The sequence below is a fragment of the Acidovorax sp. BoFeN1 genome (assembly GCF_003345135.1).
Lineage (GTDB): Bacteria > Pseudomonadota > Gammaproteobacteria > Burkholderiales > Burkholderiaceae_C > Acidovorax > Acidovorax defluvii.
In genome coordinates this window covers 28107-49097 of sequence record NZ_QOZT01000020.1, presented here as the reverse complement: position 1 = coordinate 49097, position 20991 = coordinate 28107, and the positions used below count along the sequence as shown (strand labels likewise).

Below are 20991 nucleotides of genomic sequence, written 5' to 3'. Positions count from 1 at the left end.
GCCCCCGCCCACCCCGAGCGGGTGTGCTGGGGTTGTGATCTGTACTGCCCTGCCAAGGACATGCGCTGCGGCAATGGGTCGGACCGCACGCAGCACCCGGCGGAGCTGTTTGGGGACGATTGGGACCAGTGGGGCCTGCTGGACGACCGGGGTACGCCGCCCGATGCCACGGCAGAAATGGGAAAACCCTCTGTGCGTTGAATGCGGTATCGTGGCTGGGCGTATTTGCGTGCGGTCCCTTTTTTCTGCGTTTGTCTTATCGTGCTTCGACGTTCATTGCTGACGGGCCTGTTCGGGGTCCTGATTCTTTTTGTCGCCACCCTGTGGCCTGCCCGGTTTGCTGCAGCAGAGCCGGACGGGAACGGCCCGGTGCTGACCGTTTTTGTGCGCGATGGCTGCCCGCACTGTGCGGATGCCAAGGCCTATCTTGCCGGGCTGGCCCGCGAGAGACCCGCGCTGCGCATTGACTACCGCGCCATCGACCGCGACCCGCAAGCACGCCAAGCACTGGAGCAGGTCTCGCGCCAGGCCGGTATCTGACCGCCGGGCGTTCCGACCTTTGTCGTCGGCGAGCGGGTGATGATCGGCTTCGGGGACGCCGCAGACAGCGGCCCTGAGCTGCTTGCGCTGCTCGATGCGGCGCCGCCCGCCGCATCTGCACCGCAGGCATTGCCTGCACCGCGCCAGGCGATCGACGCGCCGCTTGTTGGCACGCTCAGCGTCGCACAGCTCGGCTTGCCGCTGTTCACGCTGGCCATCGGTCTGCTCGACGGCTTCAATCCCTGCGCCACCTGGGTGCTGCTCTTCCTGCTCTCGCTGCTGGTGCGGCTGCACGACCGCCGACGCATGGCGCTGATTGCCGGCACCTTTGTGCTGGTCAGTGGCGCGGTTTACTACGCGATGATGGCGGCGTGGCTCAACCTTTTCCTTGCGGTCGGCCTGTCAGTGCCGCTGCGCGTGGGGCTGGCCCTGCTGGCCATCGCCATTGGTTCCATCAATACCAAGGACTACTTTGCATGGGGACGCGGTGTCTCGCTGTCGATTCCCGAAAAGGCCAAACCCGGCCTCTTTGAGCGAATGCGCCGGGTGATGAACGCGCCATCGCTGCCGGCGGCCATGGCCGGTGTCGCGCTGCTTGCCATCGCCGTCAATCTGATTGAATTGCTGTGCACTGCGGGTCTGCCAGCCATCTACACGGCAATCCTGACGCAGCAGGACCTGGGACACCTTGCATACCACGGCTACCTGGGCCTGTACATCATTGGCTACATCACCGACGACGCACTGATGGTCACGCTTGCGGTCAGCGCACTCGCCAGCAGCAAGCTCACAGAGCAAGGTGGGCGCTGGCTCAAGCTGCTCTCTGGTCTGGTGATGCTTGCGCTCGGCCTGGTCATGCTGTTGCGGCCGCAGTGGCTGGGGTGAGGCTTGCCGCGCAGCGCCATGCGCCAGACTCCCATTGACCTGCCCCCCGTTTCGTGTAGTTCTTACCCCACGATTCACGCGGCTTTTTGCGCTCCGCCGCCCAGCAGCGCCTCGGCCATCTGGCCGGTGCCGCCGGTCATCGACTCGTAAGCGATGAGCAGGGTTTTGGGTATTGCGCAGGGTAAAGCAGGGTTTTCACAGGGGCCGTGGCGGGCGAGGGGGTTGTAGCCTGTAGCGGCGCAACGCTCTGCCTGCGCAGCACGCGCTGGCGTGTGAACGGATGCCTCTCTCATGGTCCCTGCCACTGGTCAATGGAAATGCAGTCTGCCCACCTGGGCGGCGCAGCAGTGGGTGGCGCTGCCGCAGGATGCTGCGGGCACATGGCCCGGTGAGGAGCCGCTGGGTCCACACTGGCAAGGCCAGGTGATGCAGCGCCTGAATGCTTTTGCCCCAGCGCCGGACTGGGGCGACTCCCAGGCAGTTGTGGGGCAGATGCTCTGGGCTGCACAGGCGGCGCGCAACCGGGGCCAGTCTGAAGCCCCCTTGCTGCACCGCACCGACCATGCCCTGTACCAGTCCAAGAACCAGGGTGCAACCGCGTCACGGCGGCACCCTGCAACCCCTGAACGCCCATGGACATCCACAGCAAACCCATAGCCCAGCGCATCGACTGGCTGTTCGAGCGCGCGCGTGACCACTCGGCACAATTTTGCAGCCCCGAGAACTGGCTGGCCCGCGAGCGCTACCTGGCGCTGCACCCCACGGCCATTGGCGTGCTCAAGTGCATGGACGGGCGCATCAACATTCCGGTGGCCACGCACACGCCACTGGGCATCATCCAGCCGTTTCGCAACCTGGGGGGCATGTTCGACCTGGGATGGCCGCACCTGGGCGAGGTGCTGGCCGGGTATGTGCAGCGCTGCGTGCGTGAAGGGCGGCGGGTGCTGCTGCTCATCACTTACCACTTCTCGCGCGGCAGCGTGCACCGGGGCTGCGCCGGGTTCCATGGCGACACCGCAGCGGCCATCGAGCACACCCGGCGCATCAAGCAGCAGGTGGAAACCGTGTTCGGGCTGGGGCGCGACACCGTGTACCCCGTGCTGTGCGGCTTTGAAACCGACGAAGACGCCCTGCTGGTGCATGGCGAGCAGGGCGGGCTGCTGGACCTGGCGCAGTGCGCAGGCATGGCCGAAGACGCCTTGGCACAGCACCTGGCGGCCCTGTTTCCCGACATGCCCCGCCAGATGCGCGACGACCTGCTGCCGCTGTTGGCGGGCAATCTGCGGCGCATCGACGAGGTGCGGCAGATGCACCGGGCGGCCGACATCGAGCACCGCGAATGGATGATTTGCCTGGGCCGGGGCTTTGACTTTCTGCACATGCCCAACATCGCCTTGATCGTCGGCCCCTACAGCCCCGAGCTGGCCGAACCCGTGGGACAGGCGGCGGCCATCATCGAAGCCAACATGGCCAAAGGGCGCATACCGGACGATGGTTTTTTGTTGCTGGCTTCGGTGCCCTACGAGGAACTGGGGGTGGACAGCGCCCGGGCAGGGCTCAAGTCGGCCTTTCTGGCGGACTTTGCCGCCGGGGTGATTGCCCGCCAATCGCCCGCCCTGGCGGGCAAGATGCATGTGCGCACCGCTGTGCTGGACTGGCGCTCGCGCAGGCTGGAGCCGGTTTGAGCCTGCGCACCTGTGGAGGCGGGCTTGCCCATACCGCATTTGCGGTATCAATGAAAACCCCAACACCCTCTAGGCGGCTGCGTCTAGAGGCAGGGGGCTGGTGCGTGCGATAGTCAAAAAATGCAAAGACGAACTTTATTGAAGCTGGGCCTGGTGTCGGGCGCCGTGCTGGCGCTGGCGGGCGGGGCGGCCTTGCTGCTGCAGCCGGGTCTGGTGCAGGGGCGCCTGTCCGACGCGGGGCGCGGGCTGTTCATCAGTGCGGGCCGTGCCATTCTGCAGGGCACGCTTCCGCAAGACGCGGGCGCCCAGCAGCAGGCGCTGCAGGGCATGGCAGACCGTGTGGACGCCCTGGCGCAAAACCTGCCACCGCATGTGCAGGCCGAACTGTCGCAACTGGTGGGACTGCTGTGCACCAGCGCCGGGCGCCGGGGGCTGGCCGGCCTGTCCAGCGACTGGCTTGATGCCGACCCGGCACAGGTGCTGGCTGCACTCGAGGACATGCGCTTTTCGCGCCTGGCGGTGCGCCAGCAGGCCTACCAGGCGCTGCACGAGATTGTGGGCGGTGCCTATTTTTCTGACGAATCCACCTGGCCGACCCTGGGTTACCCAGGCCCTGTGGATATCTGAGCGGCTGAGAAGTCTTTTGCCTGTGCCCGCCTTGCACGCCAAAACACCCCTGCTCCGTGTTGCAAATGCTCGCCATAGCCCGTGCTATGGCTGTGCTTTGCGCCTTGATCAGCGGTGTTTTGACGCACCTTTCGGGCACGAGCAAAAAACTCTCAGCCTCTGACACCCCGAACCGGTGTGAACCCATCCGTTCGTCACACCTTGTGAACCAAACACCATGAGCAAACTCCCCGATCCCATTCGCAGTGGCCTGCAGCGCGGCTGGAAAGTGCTGGGCGGCCCCCACGGCACCGCGCCGCAAACCATCGCTTGCGACGTGGCCATCATCGGCTCGGGCGCGGGTGCGGGCATCACGGCCGAGCTGCTGACCCGCGCCGGTCTGTCCGTGGTCATCGTCGAAGAAGGCCCGCTGCGCAGCAGCAGCGATTTTCGCCAGCGCGAGTCCGAAGCCTACCCCCAGCTCTACCAGGAAAGCGCCGGCCGCAAGACCGAGGACAAGGCCATCTCCATCCTGCAGGGGCGCTGCGTGGGGGGCTCCACCACGGTGAACTGGACCAGCTCCTTCCGCACGCCACCCGCAACCCTGGCGTACTGGGAGCAATACTTTGGGCTGAAGGACTACAACGAGCAGGCGCTGGAGCCGTATTTCGAGCAGGCCGAGCGCAGGCTCAACGTGTCGTCATGGCAGGTGCCGCCCAACGAAAACAACGAACTGCTGCGTTCTGGCGCGGTCAAGCTGGGCATTCCGGTCGAGTCGATCCGGCGCAACGTGCAGGGCTGCTGGAACCTGGGCTCTTGCGGCATGGGCTGCCCCACCAATGCCAAGCAGTCCATGCTGGTGACCACCATTCCGGCTGCGCTCGACAAAGGCGCCACGCTGTTGGTGCAGACGCGTGCCGAGAAGCTCGATCTGGCCTCGGGCAAGGTGCAGGCACTGCGCTGCGTGGGCGTGCAACTCAACGGCGCGGTGACGGCAGACGCCGTGCGCACCACCATCACGGCGCGGCATTTTGTGCTCTCGGGCGGGGCCATCAACTCGCCCGCCGTGCTGATGCGCTCGGGCGTCCCCGACCCGCATGGCCGCCTGGGGCAGCGCACCTTCCTGCACCCGGTAGTGATGACGGCCGCCGTGATGGAGCAGCGTGTGGAGGGCTGGGCGGGTGCACCGCAGTCGCTGTACTCCGACCACTACCTGCGCACCCAGCCCATCGACGGCCCCATGGGCTTCAAGATCGAGGCGCCGCCGCTGCATCCACTGATTCTGGCCACATCGATGCCCGGCTCGGGGCAGCCCCAGGCTGACCTGCTGAACCAGTTTCCGCACACACATGTGCTGCTGGCGCTGCTGCGCGACGGCTTCCACGACCAGGCCCGGGGCGGGCACGTCAAGCTGCGCGGCGATGGCTCGGCCGTGCTCGACTACCCGCTCACCGACTATGTGATGGACGGTGCACGCCGCGCCATGCTGGCCATGACCGAAATCCAGTTTGCCGCCGGTGCAAAGCAGGTGCTGCCCGTGCATGAGAGGGGCCAGCTCTACACCTCCTGGGCGCAGGCCAGGGAGGCCATCGGGCAACTGCCCATGAAGCCGCTGCTGACCAGGGTGGTCAGCGCCCACGTAATGGGCGGCTGCGGCCTGGCGGCCGATGAGCGGATGGGCGTGGTGCGGCCCGATGGCGTGCACTGGCAGCTGGAAAACCTCTCGGTCCACGACGGCTCGCTCTTTCCCACCAGCGTCGGGGCGAACCCGCAGTTGTCGGTCTACGGTGTCGTCAACCGGCTTGCGCAGGGGCTGGTGCAGCGTCTGACCGGCCAGGCCGAGGCGCAGGCGCTGGCCTGAGAGCGATTACCGCCCGGGTGCGTCCACCATCTCGCGCATGCGCTTGCGCAGTGCGCGCTCGCGGCGTTGCTCTTCGTTCCAGTCATTGCGCACGCCGCGCCACTAGGCAATCGCCAGCAGCATGACGCCGGCAAAGGGCAGGGCGAACACGATGGCGTCCGTCTGCGCCGCCGCGATGCTGCCCGCGCTGGTGCTGGTGCTGGTGCTGCTCATTGTGCTGGGCACGGTGTTCGGCAGCTTTTGAACGCGCGCTGCCTGTGATCACAACGCAGTGGAGGCGTCTGGCAGACTCCGCACCGGGCCACGGCAACCTGATTGATAGTGGTTCGAAACGCTACGTTATTAATAGCTATCTGCGCTTATCCAGTAAGCTATAGAGGCCTGAAACATCTAATATTTTATGCAGCCCTTGCTCGACGCCATTGCCGCCATGCCCTTGCCCACCGACGCCTGCCGCATCTTTCACGGCAGGGGTGGGCGCTTCCCCGGCTGCGAGCAGTGGACGCTCGATGCCTACCCGCCCGTTTGGGTGCTGACCAGCTTTCTGCCCGCGGGCGACGAGACCGAGGCGCAGCTGGCCACCATTGGTGCCGCGCTGGCCCAGCGCTGGGAGGCCCTGGCGCCGGGCCAGCCGCTGAACTGGGTGTTTCAGTGCCGCAACGAGGCGCTGCGCACCCAGGGCCGCACCGAAACGCGCTTGATGGCGGGCAGCGTGCCCGACCCCCATGTGGTGACTGAGCAGGGCGCCCGGTTCAAGGTGCATGTGCTGCGCGGCCAGAACCACGGCCTGTTTCTGGACATGGCCGAGGGCCGCCGCTGGGTGCGCGACTACGCGGCCGCGCACAGCGCCGACCGCTATGGCCTCAAGGTGCTGAACCTGTTTGCCTACACCTGCGCGTTCTCGGTGGTGGCGCTGCAGGCGGGCGCCAGGCAGGTGGTCAACGTGGACATGAGCCACGGCGCCATGGCGATTGGGCAGCAGAACCACCAGCTCAACGGCATCACCACCGGCGCCAGTTTTCTGGCGCACGACATCTTTAGCAGCTGGGGCAAGATCACCCGCAGCGGGCCCTATGGCCTGGTCATCGTGGACCCGCCCAGCTACCAAAAAGGCAGCTTTGTGGCCACCAAAGACTACGCCCGCCTCATGCGCCGCCTGCCTGATCTGCTAGCACCCGGCGGCCACGCGCTGCTGTGCCTGAACGCACCCGAGCTGGGCGTGGACTTTTTGCAAAGCCAGATGCAGGAACTGGCCCCCGAGCTGCAGTTTGTCGAACGCGTGGCCAACCCGGCCGTGTTTTCCGATGTGGACGAGGACAGGGCGCTAAAGGTGCTGGTGTACGCCATGCCCGAGCTGCCGCTGCCCAACGCAGCAGACCCGGCCCCTAGCGCGCCAGCCGCTCCGTAATTTCAGCCCACTCATCGGGCTCCACCGGCGTGATGGACAGCCGGCTGCCCTTTTGCAGCACGCGCATCTGTGCAAGCGTCGGGGTGCTGCGCAACTCGGCCAGGCTGATGAGGCGCGTTTTGCGCAGGGCCTGCACATCCAGCAGCAGCCAGCGGGGCGCATCCACGGGCGATTTGGGGTCGAAGTAGGGCGATGCCGGGTCAAACTGCGTGGGGTCGGCCCGGGTGGTGCTGGCCACGCGGGCAATGCCCGCAATGCCTGGCTCGGGGCAGCTGGAGTGGTAGAACAGCACGCCATCGCCTACCTGCATGCCGTCGCGCATGAAGTTGCGCGCCTGGTAGTTGCGCACACCAGTCCAGGGCACGGTGGCGTCGGATGCAGCCAGGGTGTCGTCGATAGAGCATTCCTGCGGCTCGGACTTCATGAGCCAGTAGCGGGGGCTGCGGGTGTGACTGTCAGTCGGGTTCATGGGGGTACAGAAATGGTGCAGGCCGTACAAGTGGGGGCGCCCGCATGGCCCACAATTTTCAAGCCCTGCCCCTGCATTCTCGTTGCGCAAAAGGGGGGCGTGTCACGCCTTCGCTGCTTGGCTCAAGGCAATGCTCTTGTACAGCGCCACCAGCAGGTCAGACTGCGTCACCATGCCCACCACCTTGCGCTGCTCGTCAACCACCGGCACATGCGGCAAAGCGCGCTGAGATATCTGGCGGATCAGCTCGGACAGCGGCGTCTGGGGAGTGGCGGTGAACACCTCGGAGCTCATGATCTGACCCACGACCTCGGGCTTGTCGGCATAGTGCCCGGGGGTGCGCCTGAGCAGGGCCTGCACCAGCGTGGCCAGGTCCTTGGGTGTGGCCTGGTTGTCAATCTGGCGCAGAAAATCAGCCACCGTCACGATGCCGATGAGGCGGTCGAACCGGTCAATGACGGGCAAGGACTTGATCTTGTGCTGGCGCAGCAGCTTCCAGGCCACAGCCAGGTCGGTGTCGAAATGGGCCGTGACCACGTCGCGCGACATGATGTCTGCGCAGCTCAGCCCTACATGGCGGCCGAACGCGTGGTCCACGGCCAGGTTGTAGATCTCGACCAGCTCATCCTCCTGCACGTCCACAAAGGTGTTGAGCGTCTTGACAGCGCTTTCCAGGTCGGTGTGGGTCAATCCCAGGCGCTCGATGGGAGGGCGGTCTTGTGTGTTGTGGCTGGGGCCGGGCTGCGTGCTGCTGTGGGGGTGGCGTCGGCGCAGAACCATCCGGTTGATGAACAAGGCCGCCAGCAACAGGACACCCGCGTTGATGGCGATCAGCTCGCTCACGGCGACCATTTCGGTGGAGGAGTAGGGGCCGTTGAGCACCAGCAACAGCGCCAGCGCCCCACCGGGCGGGTGCACGCAGTTGAGCCAGGCCATGAGCCAGATCGACAGCGCCACCGCCAGCGCTGCGGCCAGTGCAGGTTGCGCCACCCAGTGCGAGCAGGCCAGCCCCGCCACGGTGGCCAGCAGGTAACTGCCCAGCAGCGGCCAGGGCTGGGCCACGGGGCTGTGAAACTGGACAAACAAAATTACGACGCTGGCCCCCACCGGAGCCAGAAGCCAATGCGCATCCAGCGGCAAACTGCGCAACAGCAGCCCGCAGGACGCCAGACACAGCAATGCACCCAGGCTGGCTTTCCACCGCTCGCTGCTTGAAAGGGACAGGGTATTGCTCAACACCCTGGTGTGAAACCAGGCGCTTATTCTTTTGGGCACTTGAAGAGGGGGGGCCGGCGTGGGCTGTCGAAAAGTCGAAGGTGCACCAAATTTGTGCAGCCGCAGATGGTACCGATCGAACGGATCCATCACCGCAGTAGGGTTACCCATTTCACATGCATGAAAATTGCTGCGCTTTTAATAGCGTCAGGCGCCCGTTCCATAAGATCTAGAGGCCAAAAGTGTCAAAACTCCGGCGGCTGCGATGGCCCTCGCTGCCGCGGGCCGGTGCCGCCCCAGCGCAGCGCGTCTTCGCCCGGCAAGCCCAGCGGGTTGTTGGCCGGCTCGCTCAACGGCGCCAGCAGCGCGTGCAGGTCGGCCTCGCTAAATTTCACTGCGCCCTCGGCGTCGTGCCCCAGCACCCCCTGCGCCAGCGCGGCCTTGCGGGTCTGCAGCTCCAGCATGCGCTCTTCAATGCTGCCTTCCACCACCAGCTTGTAGACAAACACCGGCTGGTCCTGCCCGATGCGATGGGCGCGGGCGGTGGCCTGTTCTTCCACGGCGGGGTTCCACCAGGGGTCGAGGTGGATCACGGTGTCGGCGGCGGTGAGGTTCAGGCCCACGCCCCCCGCCTTGAGGCTGACGAGCAGGATGGGCGCGCTGGTGTCGTCCTGCGCCTGGAACTGCCGCACCACCGCGCCGCGCTGGCGGGGCGGCGTCTGGCCCGTGAGGGTGAGGTAGGGCAAGGCCAAAGCGTCCAGCAGCTCGGCAGCGAGCGTCAGCATTTCGGTGAACTGAGAGAACACCAGCACGCGTCGGCCTTCATCGACCAGGGCGGGCAGCAGGTCGGCCAATAGTTCGAGCTTGGCGCGTTCCATCGTCTGTGCGGTTCTTTTTGCCGCTGGGCCGCCCCCAGGCAAAAAGGCCTCCCCTTCACGAAGATGCGGCGGAGCGTGGGGGCCTTGTTGGATGCCTTTCACCAGGCGCGGGTCGCAGCAGACCTGACGCAGTTTCAATAACGCATCCAGGATGGTGATCTGCGCACCCTCGAAGCTCTGGCGCTCCAGCGCGCGGCGCACCTGTTTGTCGGCGGTGGCGCGCACGGCCTCGTACAGGTCGCGCTGCTTGCCTTGGAGCTGCACACGCAGGATGGTTTCGGTGCGCGGCGGCAATTCGGTGGCCACGTCCTGCTTGCGGCGGCGCAGGATGAAGGGGCGCACGCGCTGGGCGAGCAGCTGGGCGCGCAGGGTTTCGCCGTTCTCCTCGATGGGCTTGCGCCAGCGGGCGTTGAAGCTGCGCACGTCGCCCAGAAAGCCGGGCATCAAAAAATCGAACTGCGCCCACAGCTCGCCCAGGTGGTTTTCGAGCGGCGTGCCCGTCAGGCACAACAGGTGCGGGGCCTGCAGCTTGCGCAGGGCGCGGGCGCTGCGACTGCCCGCGTTTTTCACCATCTGGGCTTCGTCCAGGATGAGCAGGTGAAACGGCTGGGCAGCCAGCGCGTCCACATCGCGCCAGAGCAGTGGGTAGGTGGTGAGCACCAGGTCGTGTCGGGTGATGTCGGCGTAGCTGTGCGCGCGCCGGGGGCCATGCAGCGCCAGCAGACGCAGGCCGGGGGCCATGCGCGCGGCCTCGGCCTGCCAGTTGAAGAGCAGCGAGGTGGGCAGCACCACCAGGGCGGGGCGGGTCAGGCGCCCGGTATTTTTCTCGGTCAGCACATGGGCCAGGGCTTGTGCGGTTTTGCCCAGGCCCATGTCGTCGGCCAGAATGCCGCCCAGGCCTTGGGCGCGCAGGTATTGCAGCCAGGCCAGTCCTTCGAGCTGGTAGGGGCGCAGTTGCACCTGCAGGCCCTGCGGCGCATGCACCGGCTGCGGGGTGCCGATGGTGCGCAGGCGCTGGGCCAGTTGCGCCAGGCCGGCGTCGCCCTGCAGTTGCCAGGCGTTGTTCCAGCCATTCACCGTGCCCACGCGGTGGGCCTGCACCAGCCCCGCACGCAGGGCTTCGATGCGGCGGGCTTCCCATGCGCCCAGGTGCAGCGGGTCGCCGTCCTTGCGCTGGTTGCGCGTGGGGTCGGTCAGCAGGTCCACCATCGCGCCCACGATGGCCTTGAGCGGCCCAGCGGGCGCGTCGATGCGTTTGCCGCCCGGTGCGCGCAGTGAAATGATGGCGATGTCGTCAATGGCCGCCATCTGCTGCGCATGGAGCCAGCGGGCATCACGACGCAGCAGATCGGCCAGCATGGGCGCCAGGTCCAGTGTTTCGCCGTCGATCTCGATGCCCAGGCTCAATAGCCAGGCGCCTTCGCGCTCGGGCAGTTGCAGTTTTTGCACGGGGCGTTCGCGTGCGGCCAGCGGCCCGTCCACTTCTTTGCCCAGCAGCTCGCCGGTGTCGGGGGCAATCAGTAGCTTCCAGCGCTGCACCGGCACGCTTTCGTGCGCAAAGCCGGGCTGCACCACCACGCTCCAGCCTTCGGCGCGCAGCTTTGGAATCTGCTCGGCCCAGAAGTCGCCAAAGTGCGCCTCTTGCGCCAGCGTCCACACGGGGCCCAGTGTGGCGGCGGCTGCGCGGTGGCGCCATTGCAGCTTGTTGGCGTCCACAGGGATCAGGCCCAGGTCCCACACGCGGTCCATGGCGTCGGCCTCGGCAGCCAGGTTGCGCTGCATGCGCAGCACCGGGCCGCCGGTGTCAAACAGCTCTTGTATGGCGGGTGGGCGGGAGTTGAGCACCGAGGTAGGCGCAGGTGTGTGCCAGGCGATGGTGTTGGGCGCCGCGCTCTCTCCCGCATGGGTGGTGTACGTCCAGTCGATCTGCGCCAGCGTCACGCTGTCGCCACGCGGGCCCAGCGGGCCTTGCGGGCGCAGGCCCAGCAGGCCGTCGCCCCTCCCCAGGGTCATCAGGGTGATGCGGGGGCGGAAGCTGCTCGTGGCAATGCCGGGCGTGGCGGCTGGCTGTGTGGGGTGTGCGGGATGCGTGGCACCTGGCGTTTCGTCGCGCAGCCGTGCCATCACGCGGGCGGCGTCGGCATCGGTCAAGGGCGGGAGCTGCTGCAGCGCGGCGGCGTCCGCATGGCTGCGCAGGGTGGTCAGCCACATTGCCACGGCGTTTTCGTGCACCGCGGGGTCTTGGTTTGAGAGGGAAGGGGCACTTTTGCCTGCGGTGGCCATGGGCTGCGATTTTGCCTTGGGGCAGGGCGCTGGCGGGCGACCTGGTGCGACGCAGCGCGTGCCACTGGCCTCTGGGCGATAAGTTAATGGCTAAAAGTGCCTCTGGCCATTCCGCATAAAGCGCCAGCAGCTCCTTTTTCAGGAGCAATCAGCGGGGCACGGGCAGCTGCAATTGACTCTGTTGCACCACCAGAACGCAATCGCGCAGGTGCTGCTCTCCCAGGTAGCGCAAGGTGGCATAGCCCACAGTGGCGGCCACCGCCTGGCCTGCCAGAGGTACATATTTGGCCAGCTGCTTGGTGGTCAGGCGCAGGCCCACCGTGCGGGTGATGCGCAGCACGAGCTCTTTGGTAATCAACTTGCCAATCAGCACCGACCCCACCAGGGTGACCGCTTTTTGCACTTGTTCGCGCTTGCCGGGGTCCAGCTGATCGAGCTGCTCGGGGGTGAGCCCAAATTGGGCACTGATTTGCGGCAGCAGCCGCGACAGCAGGGCGGCATCCACCGCCCAGTCCAACCCCGGCACCGGAACGGTGCTGGCCGCTGCCGCCACCAGCGCGCGCCGGTGCAGCAGGCGGCGGCTGCGCTGCACGGCCGCAGCCAGTTGGGGGTTGTCAGCAGCCATTTGTTGGGCAGATGCCATGAAGCGTGCCTTGCCTGTGGTGGTTGAACTGGGGTCAGAGCCCGTTCTTTCGAACGCAGCCGTGGGTCAGGACTTGCCTTTGACCATACTGTAGATCACCAGCAGCACCACGGCGCCCAGCACCGAGGCGATCCAGCCTGCGGCGTCACCTTGCGCATACCAGCCCATGGCGGTACCCACGTAACTGGCAAGAAAAGACCCCGCCACGCCCAGCAAGGCGGTCATGATCCAGCCCAGCTTGTCGTCGCCCGGTTTGACCGCCCGTGCGATGAAGCCGACAACGAGTCCGACAAGAATGGTTCCGAGAATAGAAAGCATGTGTGCACCCGATGAAAAAGATGGGTGTCACTTTAAGACATATCTGCACGGAGGGTTGTCAGACAAGACCGTTTGTGCGGGTGCGAAGCGGTTGTATCCGCCGGATTGGCAGGCGAGGCGCTTCGGGTGTGCGGCAAGGGGTATGGAGGCCGCAAAGGCTCGCGGGTCGTTGTTTTGTAGCAGCCTTAGGGCAGCGGCATGGCAGCGGTGCGTGGGTGTTTGTCTGACAGCCCGGCGCGCTGCTCGCCTTCGCTGGGCTTGGGGGCTGGCCTAGGCGTGCGGTGCAGTGCGGCCCCTAGAGTCAAGCACTCTGATGGAATCAAAAGGAAACCGCATGAAGAACTATTCGACCACCGGCCTGTTGGCCACCGCAGCGTGGGTGGTGGCGGGCGTTTTTTCAATGCCAGCATTTGCGCAAGGTGGCGATGAGGCATCACTGAAGCGTGGTGCGGCACCCGATACCACCGCGCAGCAGCGTTACCAGTCTGCTATCAGCGAGGCGGGAGGCGGGCTCAAGATCAGCCTGCAGGAGTGCAAGACCCTGCCCGCAGGCAAGGATCGCAAGGCGTGCGAGGGTGATGCCCGGTCGCGCTATCAGCAGGACATGGCCGATGCGCGGGCCATGCGCAGCAACCCGAATCTAGGCCCGGTCAACATCACCGGTGGACCCATTCGAAGCACTGAAACGGTGACGGTAGTCAAACCCTGACCGGGGTGGGCGCTGCACAACGGCAGCGCTGCAGGCACTGCAGTCCGTGCCTTAGGGCTGGGCCTTTGCTTCGACCGTGACACGGCGCGCGCCGTCAAAGCGGCGCTGCCAGTAGGACTGGCGCATGTCTTCCACGCGCACTTCACTGCCTGTGCGGGGTGAATGGATGAATTTGCCGTCGCCCACATAAATGCCCACGTGGCTGAAGGCGCGGCGCATGGTGTTGAAGAAAACCAGATCGCCGGGTTGCAGTTCTTTTTTGTCGATGACCTGGGTGCTGGCAGCTTGCTGAGCGGCCTTGCGCGGCAGGACCATGCCCACGGTTTTTTCGTAAACAGCGCGCACGAAGCCGCTGCAGTCAAAACCAGTGGAGGCGCTGGTGCCGCCACGGCGGTAAGGCACGCCAATGAATCCCATGGCGTTGCCAATCAGATCGGCGGTGCGGTCTGCGACCACATGGGCTTTGTCTGCGACCGAATGGCGCACATCATCGAGTTGCAACAACAACCCTTTGTCTGTCAGAAATCGTTCGATGCGCTCAATTTCTTCGGGGGAAGCCGTTGCAGGCGCAGCCTGCGCAGCAGAGGCACAGGTGAGAAGTAAGGCAATGATCCAGCGAGACATGGGGGCGGAGGGTAACACGCTTTGCGCGAGGGTCTGTAACCGGATGGCAGCGCTTGATGTGCATCATCGTTTTCCCGCTTGGGTGCCCGTCATTCCGGTGTAGGCTGATGCCCATGCATATCGAGACCAGCGAACCCCAGGATCTTCCCCCTGCACCCGTTACCAACCAAACCCCCTCACGACTGGCCTTGCGCCGTGTGGCCATCGACACCTGGCGCGAAAACGTGGCTTACCTGCACCGCGATTGCGCGGTGTACCGGGCCGAGGGTTTTCAGGCGCTTTCCAAGATTGAGGTGCGCGCCAACGGGCGCCACGTCCTGGCCACCGTGAATGTGGTGGATGACGCCTCCATCGTCGGCTGCAACGAACTGGGGCTGTCGCAAGACGCCTTTGCCCAACTCGATGTGGAAAACGGCCACACCGTATCGGTCACGCAGGCAGAGCCGCCCGAATCGATGGGCGCGCTGTTTCGCAAAATTGCCGGCGAGCGCCTGACACGGGCCGATTACGCGGCCATCGTGCGCGACATTGCCGGCCACCACTATTCCAAGATTGAGCTGACGGCCTTTGTCGTGGCCTGCAACCGCGACGAACTGGACCGCGAAGAGGTGTTCTTCCTGTCTGACGCCATGGTGGCCAGCGGCCGGCGGCTCGACTGGCACGAGCCGCTGGTGGTGGACAAACACTGCATCGGCGGAATTCCCGGCAACCGCACCACCATGCTGGTCGTGCCCATCGTGGCAGCGCACGGCATGTTGTGCCCCAAGACCTCATCGCGTGCCATCACCTCCCCGGCTGGCACGGCCGACACCATGGAGGTGCTGGCCAAGGTGGAATTGCCGTTTGAGCAGCTGGCCGACATCGTGCGCGACTACCGCGGCTGCCTCGCCTGGGGTGGCACGGCCAATCTTTCCCCGGCCGACGACGTTCTGATCTCGGTGGAGCGCCCCCTGTCGATCGACTCGCCCGGGCAGATGGTGGCCTCCATTTTGTCCAAAAAGGTGGCCGCCGGTGCCACCCATCTGGTGCTCGACATTCCCATCGGCCCCACGGCCAAGGTGCGCTCCATGCCCGAGGCCCAGCGCCTGCGCCGCCTGTTTGAATATGTGGCGCGGCGCATGGGCCTGTCGCTGGACGTGGTCATCACCGACGGTCGCCAGCCCGTGGGCAACGGCATTGGCCCGGTGCTGGAGGCGCGCGACGTGATGCGCGTGCTGCAAAACGACCCCGATGCACCCAACGACCTGCGCCAGAAATCCCTGCGACTGGCGGGCCGCCTGATTGAATGCGACCCCGACGTGCGCGGCGGCGATGGCTATGCCATTGCGCGCGACATTCTCGACTCTGGCCGGGCGCTTCGGCGCATGGAAGACATCATCGCCGCGCAAGGCAGCAAGGGGTTCGACCACCTGCACCCGCAACTGGGCCCGCTGACCTTTGAGGTCTGCGCGCCCGCCAGCGGCACCGTGGTGGGCATCGACAATTTCCAGATCGCCCGTGTGGCGCGGCTGGCGGGCGCGCCCAAGGTGCAGGGCGCGGGCGTGGACCTGATGCACAAGCTGGGCGCAACGGTGGCGCAGGGCGATGTGCTGTACCGCGTGCACGCGGGCTACCCTGCCGACCTCGAATTCGCCCGGCAGGCCAGTGCCCGGGATATTGGCTACCGCCTGGGTGATGCCGACGCGTTGCCCCAGGTGTTTGTGGAGTTCTGACCATGTCGGTTGCACCATCGCAGGCCTGCCTGCTGCATTTTGACGATGAAACCGCTGCCGCCCAGCGCCTGGGCCAGGCCGCGCAGCTGCCCGTGAAAATGATCGATCGCCACCGTTTCCCCGATGGCGAGCTCAAATTGCGACTGCCGGTGGATGGGGCAGGGCGCCTGCCTGCCCATGTGGTGCTGCTGCGCAGCCTGCATGACCCCAACGAAAAGCTGGTCGAATTGCTGCTGACTGCCCGCGCCGCCCGCACGCTGGGCGCCCGGCACATCACGCTGGTGGCGCCCTACATGGCCTACATGCGGCAAGACATTGCCTTTGCGCCGGGCGAGGTGGTCAGCCAGCAGGTGGTTGGTGCGTTTCTGGCCGGGCTGGTGGACGCCGTCATCACTGTAGACCCGCACCTGCACCGCGTGGCAACGCTGCAGGAGGCGATGGCCGTGCCCCAGGCCATCGTGCTCAGCGGCGCCGAGCCGCTGGCCGACCTGATCGCGCAGCGGCATCCCAACGCCTTGCTGGTGGGGCCCGATGGCGAATCGGCCCAGTGGATTGCCCAGGCAGCCGCCCGCCATGGTTTTGACCATGCCGTTTGCACCAAGGTGCGCCATGGTGATCGCGATGTAACTATCGAGCTGCCGCCGCTCCATGCCCAGGGGCGTGCTGTGGTGCTGCTGGACGACATGGCCAGCACCGGCCGCACGCTGGCGCTGGCGGCGCAGCTATTACTGCAGGCCGGCGCTGCCTCGGTGGATGTGGCCGTGACCCACGCGCTGTTTGCGGGCGATGCGCTGCAGGCGCTGCATGAAGCCGGGGTGGGGGAGGTGTGGAGCACGGACTGCATCCCACACCCGAGCAACGCCGTGCCCATGGCCGGGCCACTGGCCACTGCACTGCAGTCCGTCCTTCGCGCCTGAAAAGCCCGGGCACGGGCTGCGACAATGCGCCATTGCCTTCCCCGCTGCGCCCGCACAGCGATTCAACGAACACAGAAACGGCCCCCCCATGCTGCTAGACGCCACCGAATCCCAACTCGTCCTGGTTGATTACCAGGAGCGCCTGATGCCCGCCATCTTTGAAGGCCCCGCCGTGCTGGCCAATGCCCGCCGCCTGGCCGAGATTGCCCGCATGCTGGACGTACCCGTGTGGGGCACCGAGCAAAACCCCTCGCGCCTGGGCGCCAACGACGCCGCGCTGCGCGCCCTGTGCCAGAAGACCCTGGCCAAGATGCACTTCAGCGCCGCCGAAGAAGGCCTGGGCGAATGGCTGCGCCCTCCCGCCAGGCCCCAGGGCGGCAACGCGCGCAGCCTGCCCAAGCACCTGCAAAAGCCCGCCCCGCTGGCGGCAGAGCGCGGCACCATCGTCATTGCCGGGTGCGAGGCCCATGTGTGCCTGCTGCAGACCGCGCTGGACCTGATCGACGACGAGTTTGAAGTGTGGGTGGTGACCGACGCCTGCGGCTCCCGCACCGAACGCAACCGCGACGCCGCCTTCGACCGCCTGGCCGGCGCGGGCGCCGAGCTGGTGACCACCGAGATGGTGGCGTTTGAATGGCTGGGCAGCTGCGAGCACCCGGCGTTCAAGGACGTGCTGGGCCTGATCAAGTAGAAAATTTTGGTCTTTTTGGCCTCTGGCGCCTGATCATCATGCGCTGATAGCTATTGAAATGGTAGCAAATCAAACCAAAGGTAGTGGGGGCAACGCGTTGCTGAAACCCCACCTGCGGCACGGCTCGCCGTCGCCTTCGATTCACCTCGCCCGCAGCGCCTCTGACTTTGCACACACGGCGTTGCCGGATGCGGCCCAGCCGTCCATGCCCCCTTGCAGAAAGCGCGCATTGAAGCCCGCTGCACGCAAGCGCAACGCGGTCGAGCGGCCGACTTCGTGGCCATAGACGCAATACACGACCACATCTTCGCTGGCAGACAGCTCCTGGGCCCATGTGTCGACGGCAGCAGGGTCGCGCCAACGGGCGTTGGGGATGGCGGTGGTGGCCGCCTCGTACACACCGGCACGGCGCACATCAATCAGTTGCGCCGCCGCTTGCGCGTCCTGGATCGATGCTTGCAGCCCTTCGCTCGCGGCGTGGACCGCATGCTGGTAGCGCTCATAGACGGCGGCCCAATGGATGTTTGCCATGAACGCATCCACATAGGCACCCGCTGCAGCGCCGTGGTCGAGGTGGTAGGCGTGCTCATACATGTCCAGCGCGAGAATGGGCACACCTCCTGCAGCCACCTGGGTGTGATCGCTGGCCCACTGGTTGACGAGCGTGCCGTCGCGCGGCTGGAACACCAGCAGCACCCAGCCGGAGCCGCCGCCCAGCGCCTTGCCCATGGCGACGAACTCCTCGCGCCACCGATCCACGCTGCCAAAGTTGGCCGCCAGCGCCAGCTGCATGGCGGGTGCGGGTGCGGCGCCACCGCCGCCCAGGCTGCCAAAGTACAGCTCGTGCAACAGCATCGAATTGCCCGCAATCAGTTCCTCGCGCTTGAGGCCGTTGAGCGCAAAGCCCGGTGTTGAGGCAAAGGCCAGTTCAGCAAGCTGCCCACGGATGGCGTTGAGCCGTGCCACCGCACCGCCATAGTTGTTCTGGTGGTGGCTGCGCAGCAGTTTTTCGGACAGGCCCGGCAGCGTGGCCGGGTCAAAAGGCAGTTCTTGGACGCGTGCTTGCATGGAGAGACTCCGGGGAGGTGGATGACAGCTGGCTCAGGCAAGCCAGGGTTTGAGGAAAGTCACCGCCAGCCCCACCGCCGCACACAGGCCCAGCAGCGGCATCACCCCGAGCTTGAAGCGGAACAGCGCCACCAGTGCGCCCACGGCGATCGCGGCCGAAACGGCATCGAAGGCGCCGCCAAAGCCCTGTGGCCAGAGCAGGTGGTAGGCAAAAAACAGCGCCAGGTTCAGGATCACGCCCACCACGGCGGCGGTGATGGCCGACAGCGGGGCGGTGAAGCCGAGCTTGCCGTGGGTGGCCTCCACCAGCGGGCCACCCGCCAGGATGAAGATGAACGAGGGCAGGAAGGTCACAAAGGTCACGACCGCCGCCGCCGCCACTGCGCCCGCAAACAGCGCATCGGGGCCCCACACCTGCTGCAGCCAGCCGCCCACAAAGCCAACGAACGCCACCACCATGATCAGCGGGCCGGGGGTGGTCTCGCCCAGCGCCAGACCGTCAATCATCTGCGGGCCGCTGAGCCACTGGTAATGCTCCACCGCGCCCTGGTAAACATAAGGCAGCACGGCGTAGGCGCCGCCAAAGGTGAGCAGCGCAGCCTTGGTGAAGAACCAGCCCATCTGCGTGAGCGTGCCTTGCCAGCCCTGCGTGGCCACCAGCAGGCCCATGGCCACCAGCCACAGCGCCAGCCCCGCCGCCAGCACCTTGGCCAGGTGGCTGCGCGAAAAGCGGGCGTGGGCGGGCGTGGGGGTGTCGTCATCAATCAGCGCCGGGCCGTAGCCCTGGTTACCGTTGGCATGGCCACCGCCCAGGGCGAACACCGCAGGCCAGCGCTGTGCGCCAAAGTAGCCGATGAGGCCTGCCGCAAGCACGATGGCCGGGAAGGGCGTGTTGAGCGCAAAGATGGCCACAAACGATGCAGCGGCAATGCCCCACATCCAGCCGTTCTTGAGCGCCCGCGTGCCGATGCGGTGTGCGGCATGCAACACCAGCGCCGTCACGGCGGGCTTGATGCCGTAGAAAATGCCGGCTACCACGGGCACATCGCCAAACCGCAGATACACCCACGACAGCCCGATCAGGATGAACAGCGAGGGCAATACAAACAGCGCGCCCGCCAAGATGCCGCCCCAGGTGCGGTGCATGAGCCAGCCGATGTAGGTGGCCAGTTGCTGCGCCTCGGGGCCGGGCAGCAGCATGCAGTAGTTAAGGGCGTGCAGAAAGCGGTTTTCGCTGATCCAGCGGCGGCGCTCCACCAGCTCGGTGTGCATGATCGCGATCTGGCCCGCCGGGCCGCCAAAGCTGATGAAACCAAGCTTGAGCCAGAACAGGAAGGCCGCACCAAAGGTTGCGGGAGCGGGGCGCTCTAGCGCCGCAGGCGCATCGGCAGGAGAGGTTTGGGTGGTCATGGGGCGGCGCTGGGCACAGTGGATGGAGAGCTGGGGGACGACGGCGGCAACGCATACAGGGCGTCAAACATCTGTGCGGCAGCCTGGGTGAGGGCGTCGTCGTCGGCATGCACCTCGCGCAGGCCGGCCAGCACGGCCTCCAGCCCGGCGGCCTCGGGCACCGGCATGCCGCCCGCGTCCAGGTAATGCACGGCGCGCGCCAGGCGCTGCAGCCTCGGGTCGGCTTCGAGCCCGAAGCTGGCGATCAGCACCTCGAAGGTCACGAGGACACCTACGTGGGTGAATCGGGCACCGTCAAAGTCAAAGCCCAGCACATCGGCAGGTGCTGAGGCTGGATCGGTTAGCCACATCCACTGTGCACCCGTGTCAATGAATCGGCGGATCAGCCAGGCGCAGGCCAGGCGGTCCACCCAGGGCCGGGCGCGGGTGGCCCAGCGCTGGTTTTGGAACTGGGTGGCGTCTAGGCGCGGGATGCCATGGGCGGGCAGGGCGGCGGGTTCGCCGCGCGAGAAGCTGGCGTCCAGTGCCTGGCGCAGGCTGGCCAGGTCGGCATCGGCCTGAGCGGCGGCGGCGGCGGGGTAGTAGTCGATGCGGTGCAGCGCCTGCAGCGCATCGGCAATGCTGCGCAGGCGGCGGCGGGCTTCGGTTTCGGTGAGCTGCGGTAGCTCGGCCTGCAAGGTGGTGGCAGTGTCGCGCCACTGGGTGAAGGCCTCGGTGCGGTCGAACAGCGCCTCGATCTCCTGGCGCTGAGTGGCGTCGTTGGCCGTCAGGGTCATCACCATGGCCGTGCCGCCGTGCTCCCGCACCTCGGCGGCAATCGGGGCCAGCAGGCCCGCGTGTTCTTCGGGCAGCAGGTAGGCGCCGTCGCGCAGGGCGGCGCAGCCCAGTGCCTTGAGATTGCGCCACACACGCAGCCGCACCGCGTTGGGCTGCGTGGGCAGTGTCATGATGAGGGTTGACCACATGACTGAAGTATATGCTTTGTTCTATGAAATATTTATGTCTATTTTGGATATTGTTCTAGGCAAAGAGCCTTGCATGCCAGGTGCTTCGGGGTCTACAAGGCGGA

The 20991-nt window shown here is 66.1% G+C and carries 22 protein-coding genes; 12 read left to right on the top strand and 10 right to left on the bottom strand.

All coding sequences use genetic code 11. From position 1 onward, the window contains the following. From DTW89_RS07245 to DTW89_RS07240, 3 genes are all read left to right on the top strand, one after another. Positions 1–201, top strand: a 201-nt coding sequence (locus DTW89_RS07245; protein ID WP_236637064.1) for a DUF3079 domain-containing protein, incomplete at its 5' end; no start/stop codon positions are given. A 60-nt stretch (positions 202–261) separates the two neighbouring features. Then, a complete protein-coding gene (locus DTW89_RS19505) occupies positions 262–540 on the top strand; it encodes a glutaredoxin family protein (RefSeq protein ID WP_201740961.1) in 279 nt (92 codons plus the stop codon). Positions 541–579: 39 nt separating this feature from the next. Next, positions 580–1425, top strand: coding sequence for a hypothetical protein (locus DTW89_RS07240; protein ID WP_051463484.1), 846 nt, complete (start codon positions 580–582; stop codon positions 1423–1425). Between the two features lie 74 nt (positions 1426–1499). On the opposite strand, the gene DTW89_RS07235 is transcribed toward DTW89_RS07240, so the two are convergent. Continuing rightward, positions 1500–1718, bottom strand: a complete 219-nt coding sequence (locus DTW89_RS07235; RefSeq protein ID WP_114655448.1) for a hypothetical protein — start codon at positions 1716–1718, stop codon at positions 1500–1502. Between DTW89_RS07235 and DTW89_RS19370 the strand changes: the two genes are divergently transcribed. The 5 genes from DTW89_RS19370 (at position 1717) to DTW89_RS07210 (ending at position 6985) form a co-directional block, all read left to right on the top strand. Continuing rightward, the gene (locus DTW89_RS19370; protein ID WP_114655447.1) at positions 1717–2082 is read left to right on the top strand and encodes a hypothetical protein; all 366 of its coding nucleotides are present in this window, start codon (positions 1717–1719) and stop codon (positions 2080–2082) included. The genes DTW89_RS07235 and DTW89_RS19370 overlap by 2 nt on opposite strands. Further along, positions 2058–3110 carry a carboxysome shell carbonic anhydrase domain-containg protein gene (locus tag DTW89_RS07225; protein ID WP_114655446.1) on the top strand — a complete coding sequence of 351 codons (1053 nt, stop codon included), beginning with the start codon at positions 2058–2060 and terminating at the stop codon, positions 3108–3110. The genes DTW89_RS19370 and DTW89_RS07225 overlap by 25 nt, the downstream gene beginning before the upstream one ends. Positions 3111–3230: 120 nt before the next feature. Then, positions 3231–3737 carry a hypothetical protein gene (locus DTW89_RS07220; RefSeq protein ID WP_114655445.1) on the top strand — a complete coding sequence of 169 codons (507 nt, stop codon included), beginning with the start codon at positions 3231–3233 and terminating at the stop codon, positions 3735–3737. A gap of 217 nt (positions 3738–3954) precedes the next feature. Beyond that, a complete protein-coding gene (locus tag DTW89_RS07215; RefSeq protein ID WP_114655444.1) occupies positions 3955–5577 on the top strand; it encodes a GMC family oxidoreductase in 1623 nt (540 codons plus the stop codon). A gap of 400 nt (positions 5578–5977) precedes the next feature. Further along, entirely contained in the window at positions 5978–6985 is a 1008-nt protein-coding gene (locus DTW89_RS07210; protein WP_114655443.1) for a class I SAM-dependent methyltransferase, read from the top strand. Here the strand turns inward: DTW89_RS07210 and DTW89_RS07205 are convergent. The 5 genes from DTW89_RS07205 to DTW89_RS07185 all read right to left on the bottom strand — a co-directional run bounded on the left by DTW89_RS07205 (position 6963) and on the right by DTW89_RS07185 (position 12791). After that, a complete protein-coding gene (locus DTW89_RS07205) occupies positions 6963–7454 on the bottom strand; it encodes an EVE domain-containing protein (protein ID WP_114655442.1) in 492 nt (163 codons plus the stop codon). The two genes, DTW89_RS07210 and DTW89_RS07205, sit on opposite strands and share 23 nt — an antisense overlap. Positions 7455–7556: 102 nt before the next feature. Then, positions 7557–8690: an HPP family protein gene (locus DTW89_RS07200; RefSeq protein WP_161555627.1), complete on the bottom strand. Its 1134-nt coding sequence runs from the start codon at positions 8688–8690 to the stop codon at positions 7557–7559. Positions 8691–8914: 224 nt separating this feature from the next. Further along, positions 8915–11758: a DEAD/DEAH box helicase gene (locus tag DTW89_RS07195; RefSeq protein WP_114655454.1), complete on the bottom strand. Its 2844-nt coding sequence runs from the start codon at positions 11756–11758 to the stop codon at positions 8915–8917. Between the two features lie 220 nt (positions 11759–11978). Then, the gene (locus DTW89_RS07190) at positions 11979–12473 is read right to left on the bottom strand and encodes a hypothetical protein (protein WP_024815063.1); all 495 of its coding nucleotides are present in this window, start codon (positions 12471–12473) and stop codon (positions 11979–11981) included. Between the two features lie 66 nt (positions 12474–12539). After that, the gene (locus tag DTW89_RS07185) at positions 12540–12791 is read right to left on the bottom strand and encodes a GlsB/YeaQ/YmgE family stress response membrane protein (RefSeq protein WP_024815064.1); all 252 of its coding nucleotides are present in this window, start codon (positions 12789–12791) and stop codon (positions 12540–12542) included. Positions 12792–13104: 313 nt separating this feature from the next. Here DTW89_RS07185 and DTW89_RS07180 point away from each other — a divergent pair, with 313 nt between their 5' ends. Then, positions 13105–13500 (top strand): hypothetical protein, encoded by a 396-nt coding sequence (locus tag DTW89_RS07180; protein WP_236637063.1) that lies wholly within the window; start codon positions 13105–13107, stop codon positions 13498–13500. Between the two features lie 51 nt (positions 13501–13551). Here DTW89_RS07180 and DTW89_RS07175 read toward each other — a convergent pair whose 3' ends face one another. Beyond that, entirely contained in the window at positions 13552–14124 is a 573-nt protein-coding gene (locus DTW89_RS07175; protein WP_114655439.1) for a C40 family peptidase, read from the bottom strand. Positions 14125–14237: 113 nt separating this feature from the next. Here DTW89_RS07175 and DTW89_RS07170 point away from each other — a divergent pair, with 113 nt between their 5' ends. The 3 genes from DTW89_RS07170 (at position 14238) to DTW89_RS07160 (ending at position 17444) form a co-directional block, all read left to right on the top strand. After that, positions 14238–15836, top strand: coding sequence for a thymidine phosphorylase family protein (locus DTW89_RS07170; RefSeq protein WP_236637062.1), 1599 nt, complete (start codon positions 14238–14240; stop codon positions 15834–15836). A gap of 2 nt (positions 15837–15838) precedes the next feature. Next, positions 15839–16753 (top strand): ribose-phosphate diphosphokinase, encoded by a 915-nt coding sequence (locus DTW89_RS07165; RefSeq protein ID WP_114655438.1) that lies wholly within the window; start codon positions 15839–15841, stop codon positions 16751–16753. A gap of 88 nt (positions 16754–16841) precedes the next feature. Beyond that, positions 16842–17444, top strand: a complete 603-nt coding sequence (locus DTW89_RS07160; RefSeq protein WP_114655437.1) for an isochorismatase family protein — start codon at positions 16842–16844, stop codon at positions 17442–17444. Between the two features lie 141 nt (positions 17445–17585). Here DTW89_RS07160 and DTW89_RS07155 read toward each other — a convergent pair whose 3' ends face one another. From DTW89_RS07155 to DTW89_RS07145, 3 genes are read right to left on the bottom strand one after another with little or no spacing between them, the layout of a single operon-like run. Then, positions 17586–18512, bottom strand: a complete 927-nt coding sequence (locus DTW89_RS07155; protein ID WP_114655436.1) for a Fe-Mn family superoxide dismutase — start codon at positions 18510–18512, stop codon at positions 17586–17588. Positions 18513–18545: 33 nt separating this feature from the next. Continuing rightward, positions 18546–19922 (bottom strand): chromate efflux transporter, encoded by a 1377-nt coding sequence (gene chrA / locus DTW89_RS07150; RefSeq protein WP_114655435.1) that lies wholly within the window; start codon positions 19920–19922, stop codon positions 18546–18548. After that, the gene (locus DTW89_RS07145; RefSeq protein ID WP_114655434.1) at positions 19919–20887 is read right to left on the bottom strand and encodes a chromate resistance protein ChrB domain-containing protein; all 969 of its coding nucleotides are present in this window, start codon (positions 20885–20887) and stop codon (positions 19919–19921) included. Before DTW89_RS07145 ends, chrA begins: the two co-directional genes overlap by 4 nt. Positions 20888–20991: the final 104 nt, after the last annotated feature.

What these genes read in the sequence shown, in the direction of transcription:
- DTW89_RS07145 (WP_114655434.1), bottom strand. Translation starts at nt 20,887, where the DNA reads ATGTGGTCAACCCTCATCATGACACTGCCCACGCAGCCCAACGCGGTG.
- DTW89_RS07160 (WP_114655437.1), top strand. Translation starts at nt 16,842, where the DNA reads ATGCTGCTAGACGCCACCGAATCCCAACTCGTCCTGGTTGATTACCAG.
- DTW89_RS07205 (WP_114655442.1), bottom strand. Translation starts at nt 7,454, where the DNA reads ATGAACCCGACTGACAGTCACACCCGCAGCCCCCGCTACTGGCTCATG.
- DTW89_RS07195 (WP_114655454.1), bottom strand. Translation starts at nt 11,758, where the DNA reads ATGTGGCTGACCACCCTGCGCAGCCATGCGGACGCCGCCGCGCTGCAG.
- DTW89_RS19370 (WP_114655447.1), top strand. Translation starts at nt 1,717, where the DNA reads ATGGTCCCTGCCACTGGTCAATGGAAATGCAGTCTGCCCACCTGGGCG.
- DTW89_RS07235 (WP_114655448.1), bottom strand. Translation starts at nt 1,718, where the DNA reads ATGAGAGAGGCATCCGTTCACACGCCAGCGCGTGCTGCGCAGGCAGAG.
- DTW89_RS07240 (WP_051463484.1), top strand. Translation starts at nt 580, where the DNA reads ATGATCGGCTTCGGGGACGCCGCAGACAGCGGCCCTGAGCTGCTTGCG.
- DTW89_RS07155 (WP_114655436.1), bottom strand. Translation starts at nt 18,512, where the DNA reads ATGCAAGCACGCGTCCAAGAACTGCCTTTTGACCCGGCCACGCTGCCG.
- chrA (WP_114655435.1), bottom strand. Translation starts at nt 19,922, where the DNA reads ATGACCACCCAAACCTCTCCTGCCGATGCGCCTGCGGCGCTAGAGCGC.
- DTW89_RS07215 (WP_114655444.1), top strand. Translation starts at nt 3,955, where the DNA reads ATGAGCAAACTCCCCGATCCCATTCGCAGTGGCCTGCAGCGCGGCTGG.
- DTW89_RS07210 (WP_114655443.1), top strand. Translation starts at nt 5,978, where the DNA reads ATGCAGCCCTTGCTCGACGCCATTGCCGCCATGCCCTTGCCCACCGAC.
- DTW89_RS07225 (WP_114655446.1), top strand. Translation starts at nt 2,058, where the DNA reads ATGGACATCCACAGCAAACCCATAGCCCAGCGCATCGACTGGCTGTTC.
- DTW89_RS07180 (WP_236637063.1), top strand. Translation starts at nt 13,105, where the DNA reads ATGGAATCAAAAGGAAACCGCATGAAGAACTATTCGACCACCGGCCTG.
- DTW89_RS07170 (WP_236637062.1), top strand. Translation starts at nt 14,238, where the DNA reads ATGCATATCGAGACCAGCGAACCCCAGGATCTTCCCCCTGCACCCGTT.
- DTW89_RS07165 (WP_114655438.1), top strand. Translation starts at nt 15,839, where the DNA reads ATGTCGGTTGCACCATCGCAGGCCTGCCTGCTGCATTTTGACGATGAA.
- DTW89_RS07190 (WP_024815063.1), bottom strand. Translation starts at nt 12,473, where the DNA reads ATGGCATCTGCCCAACAAATGGCTGCTGACAACCCCCAACTGGCTGCG.
- DTW89_RS07220 (WP_114655445.1), top strand. Translation starts at nt 3,231, where the DNA reads ATGCAAAGACGAACTTTATTGAAGCTGGGCCTGGTGTCGGGCGCCGTG.
- DTW89_RS07175 (WP_114655439.1), bottom strand. Translation starts at nt 14,124, where the DNA reads ATGTCTCGCTGGATCATTGCCTTACTTCTCACCTGTGCCTCTGCTGCG.
- DTW89_RS07185 (WP_024815064.1), bottom strand. Translation starts at nt 12,791, where the DNA reads ATGCTTTCTATTCTCGGAACCATTCTTGTCGGACTCGTTGTCGGCTTC.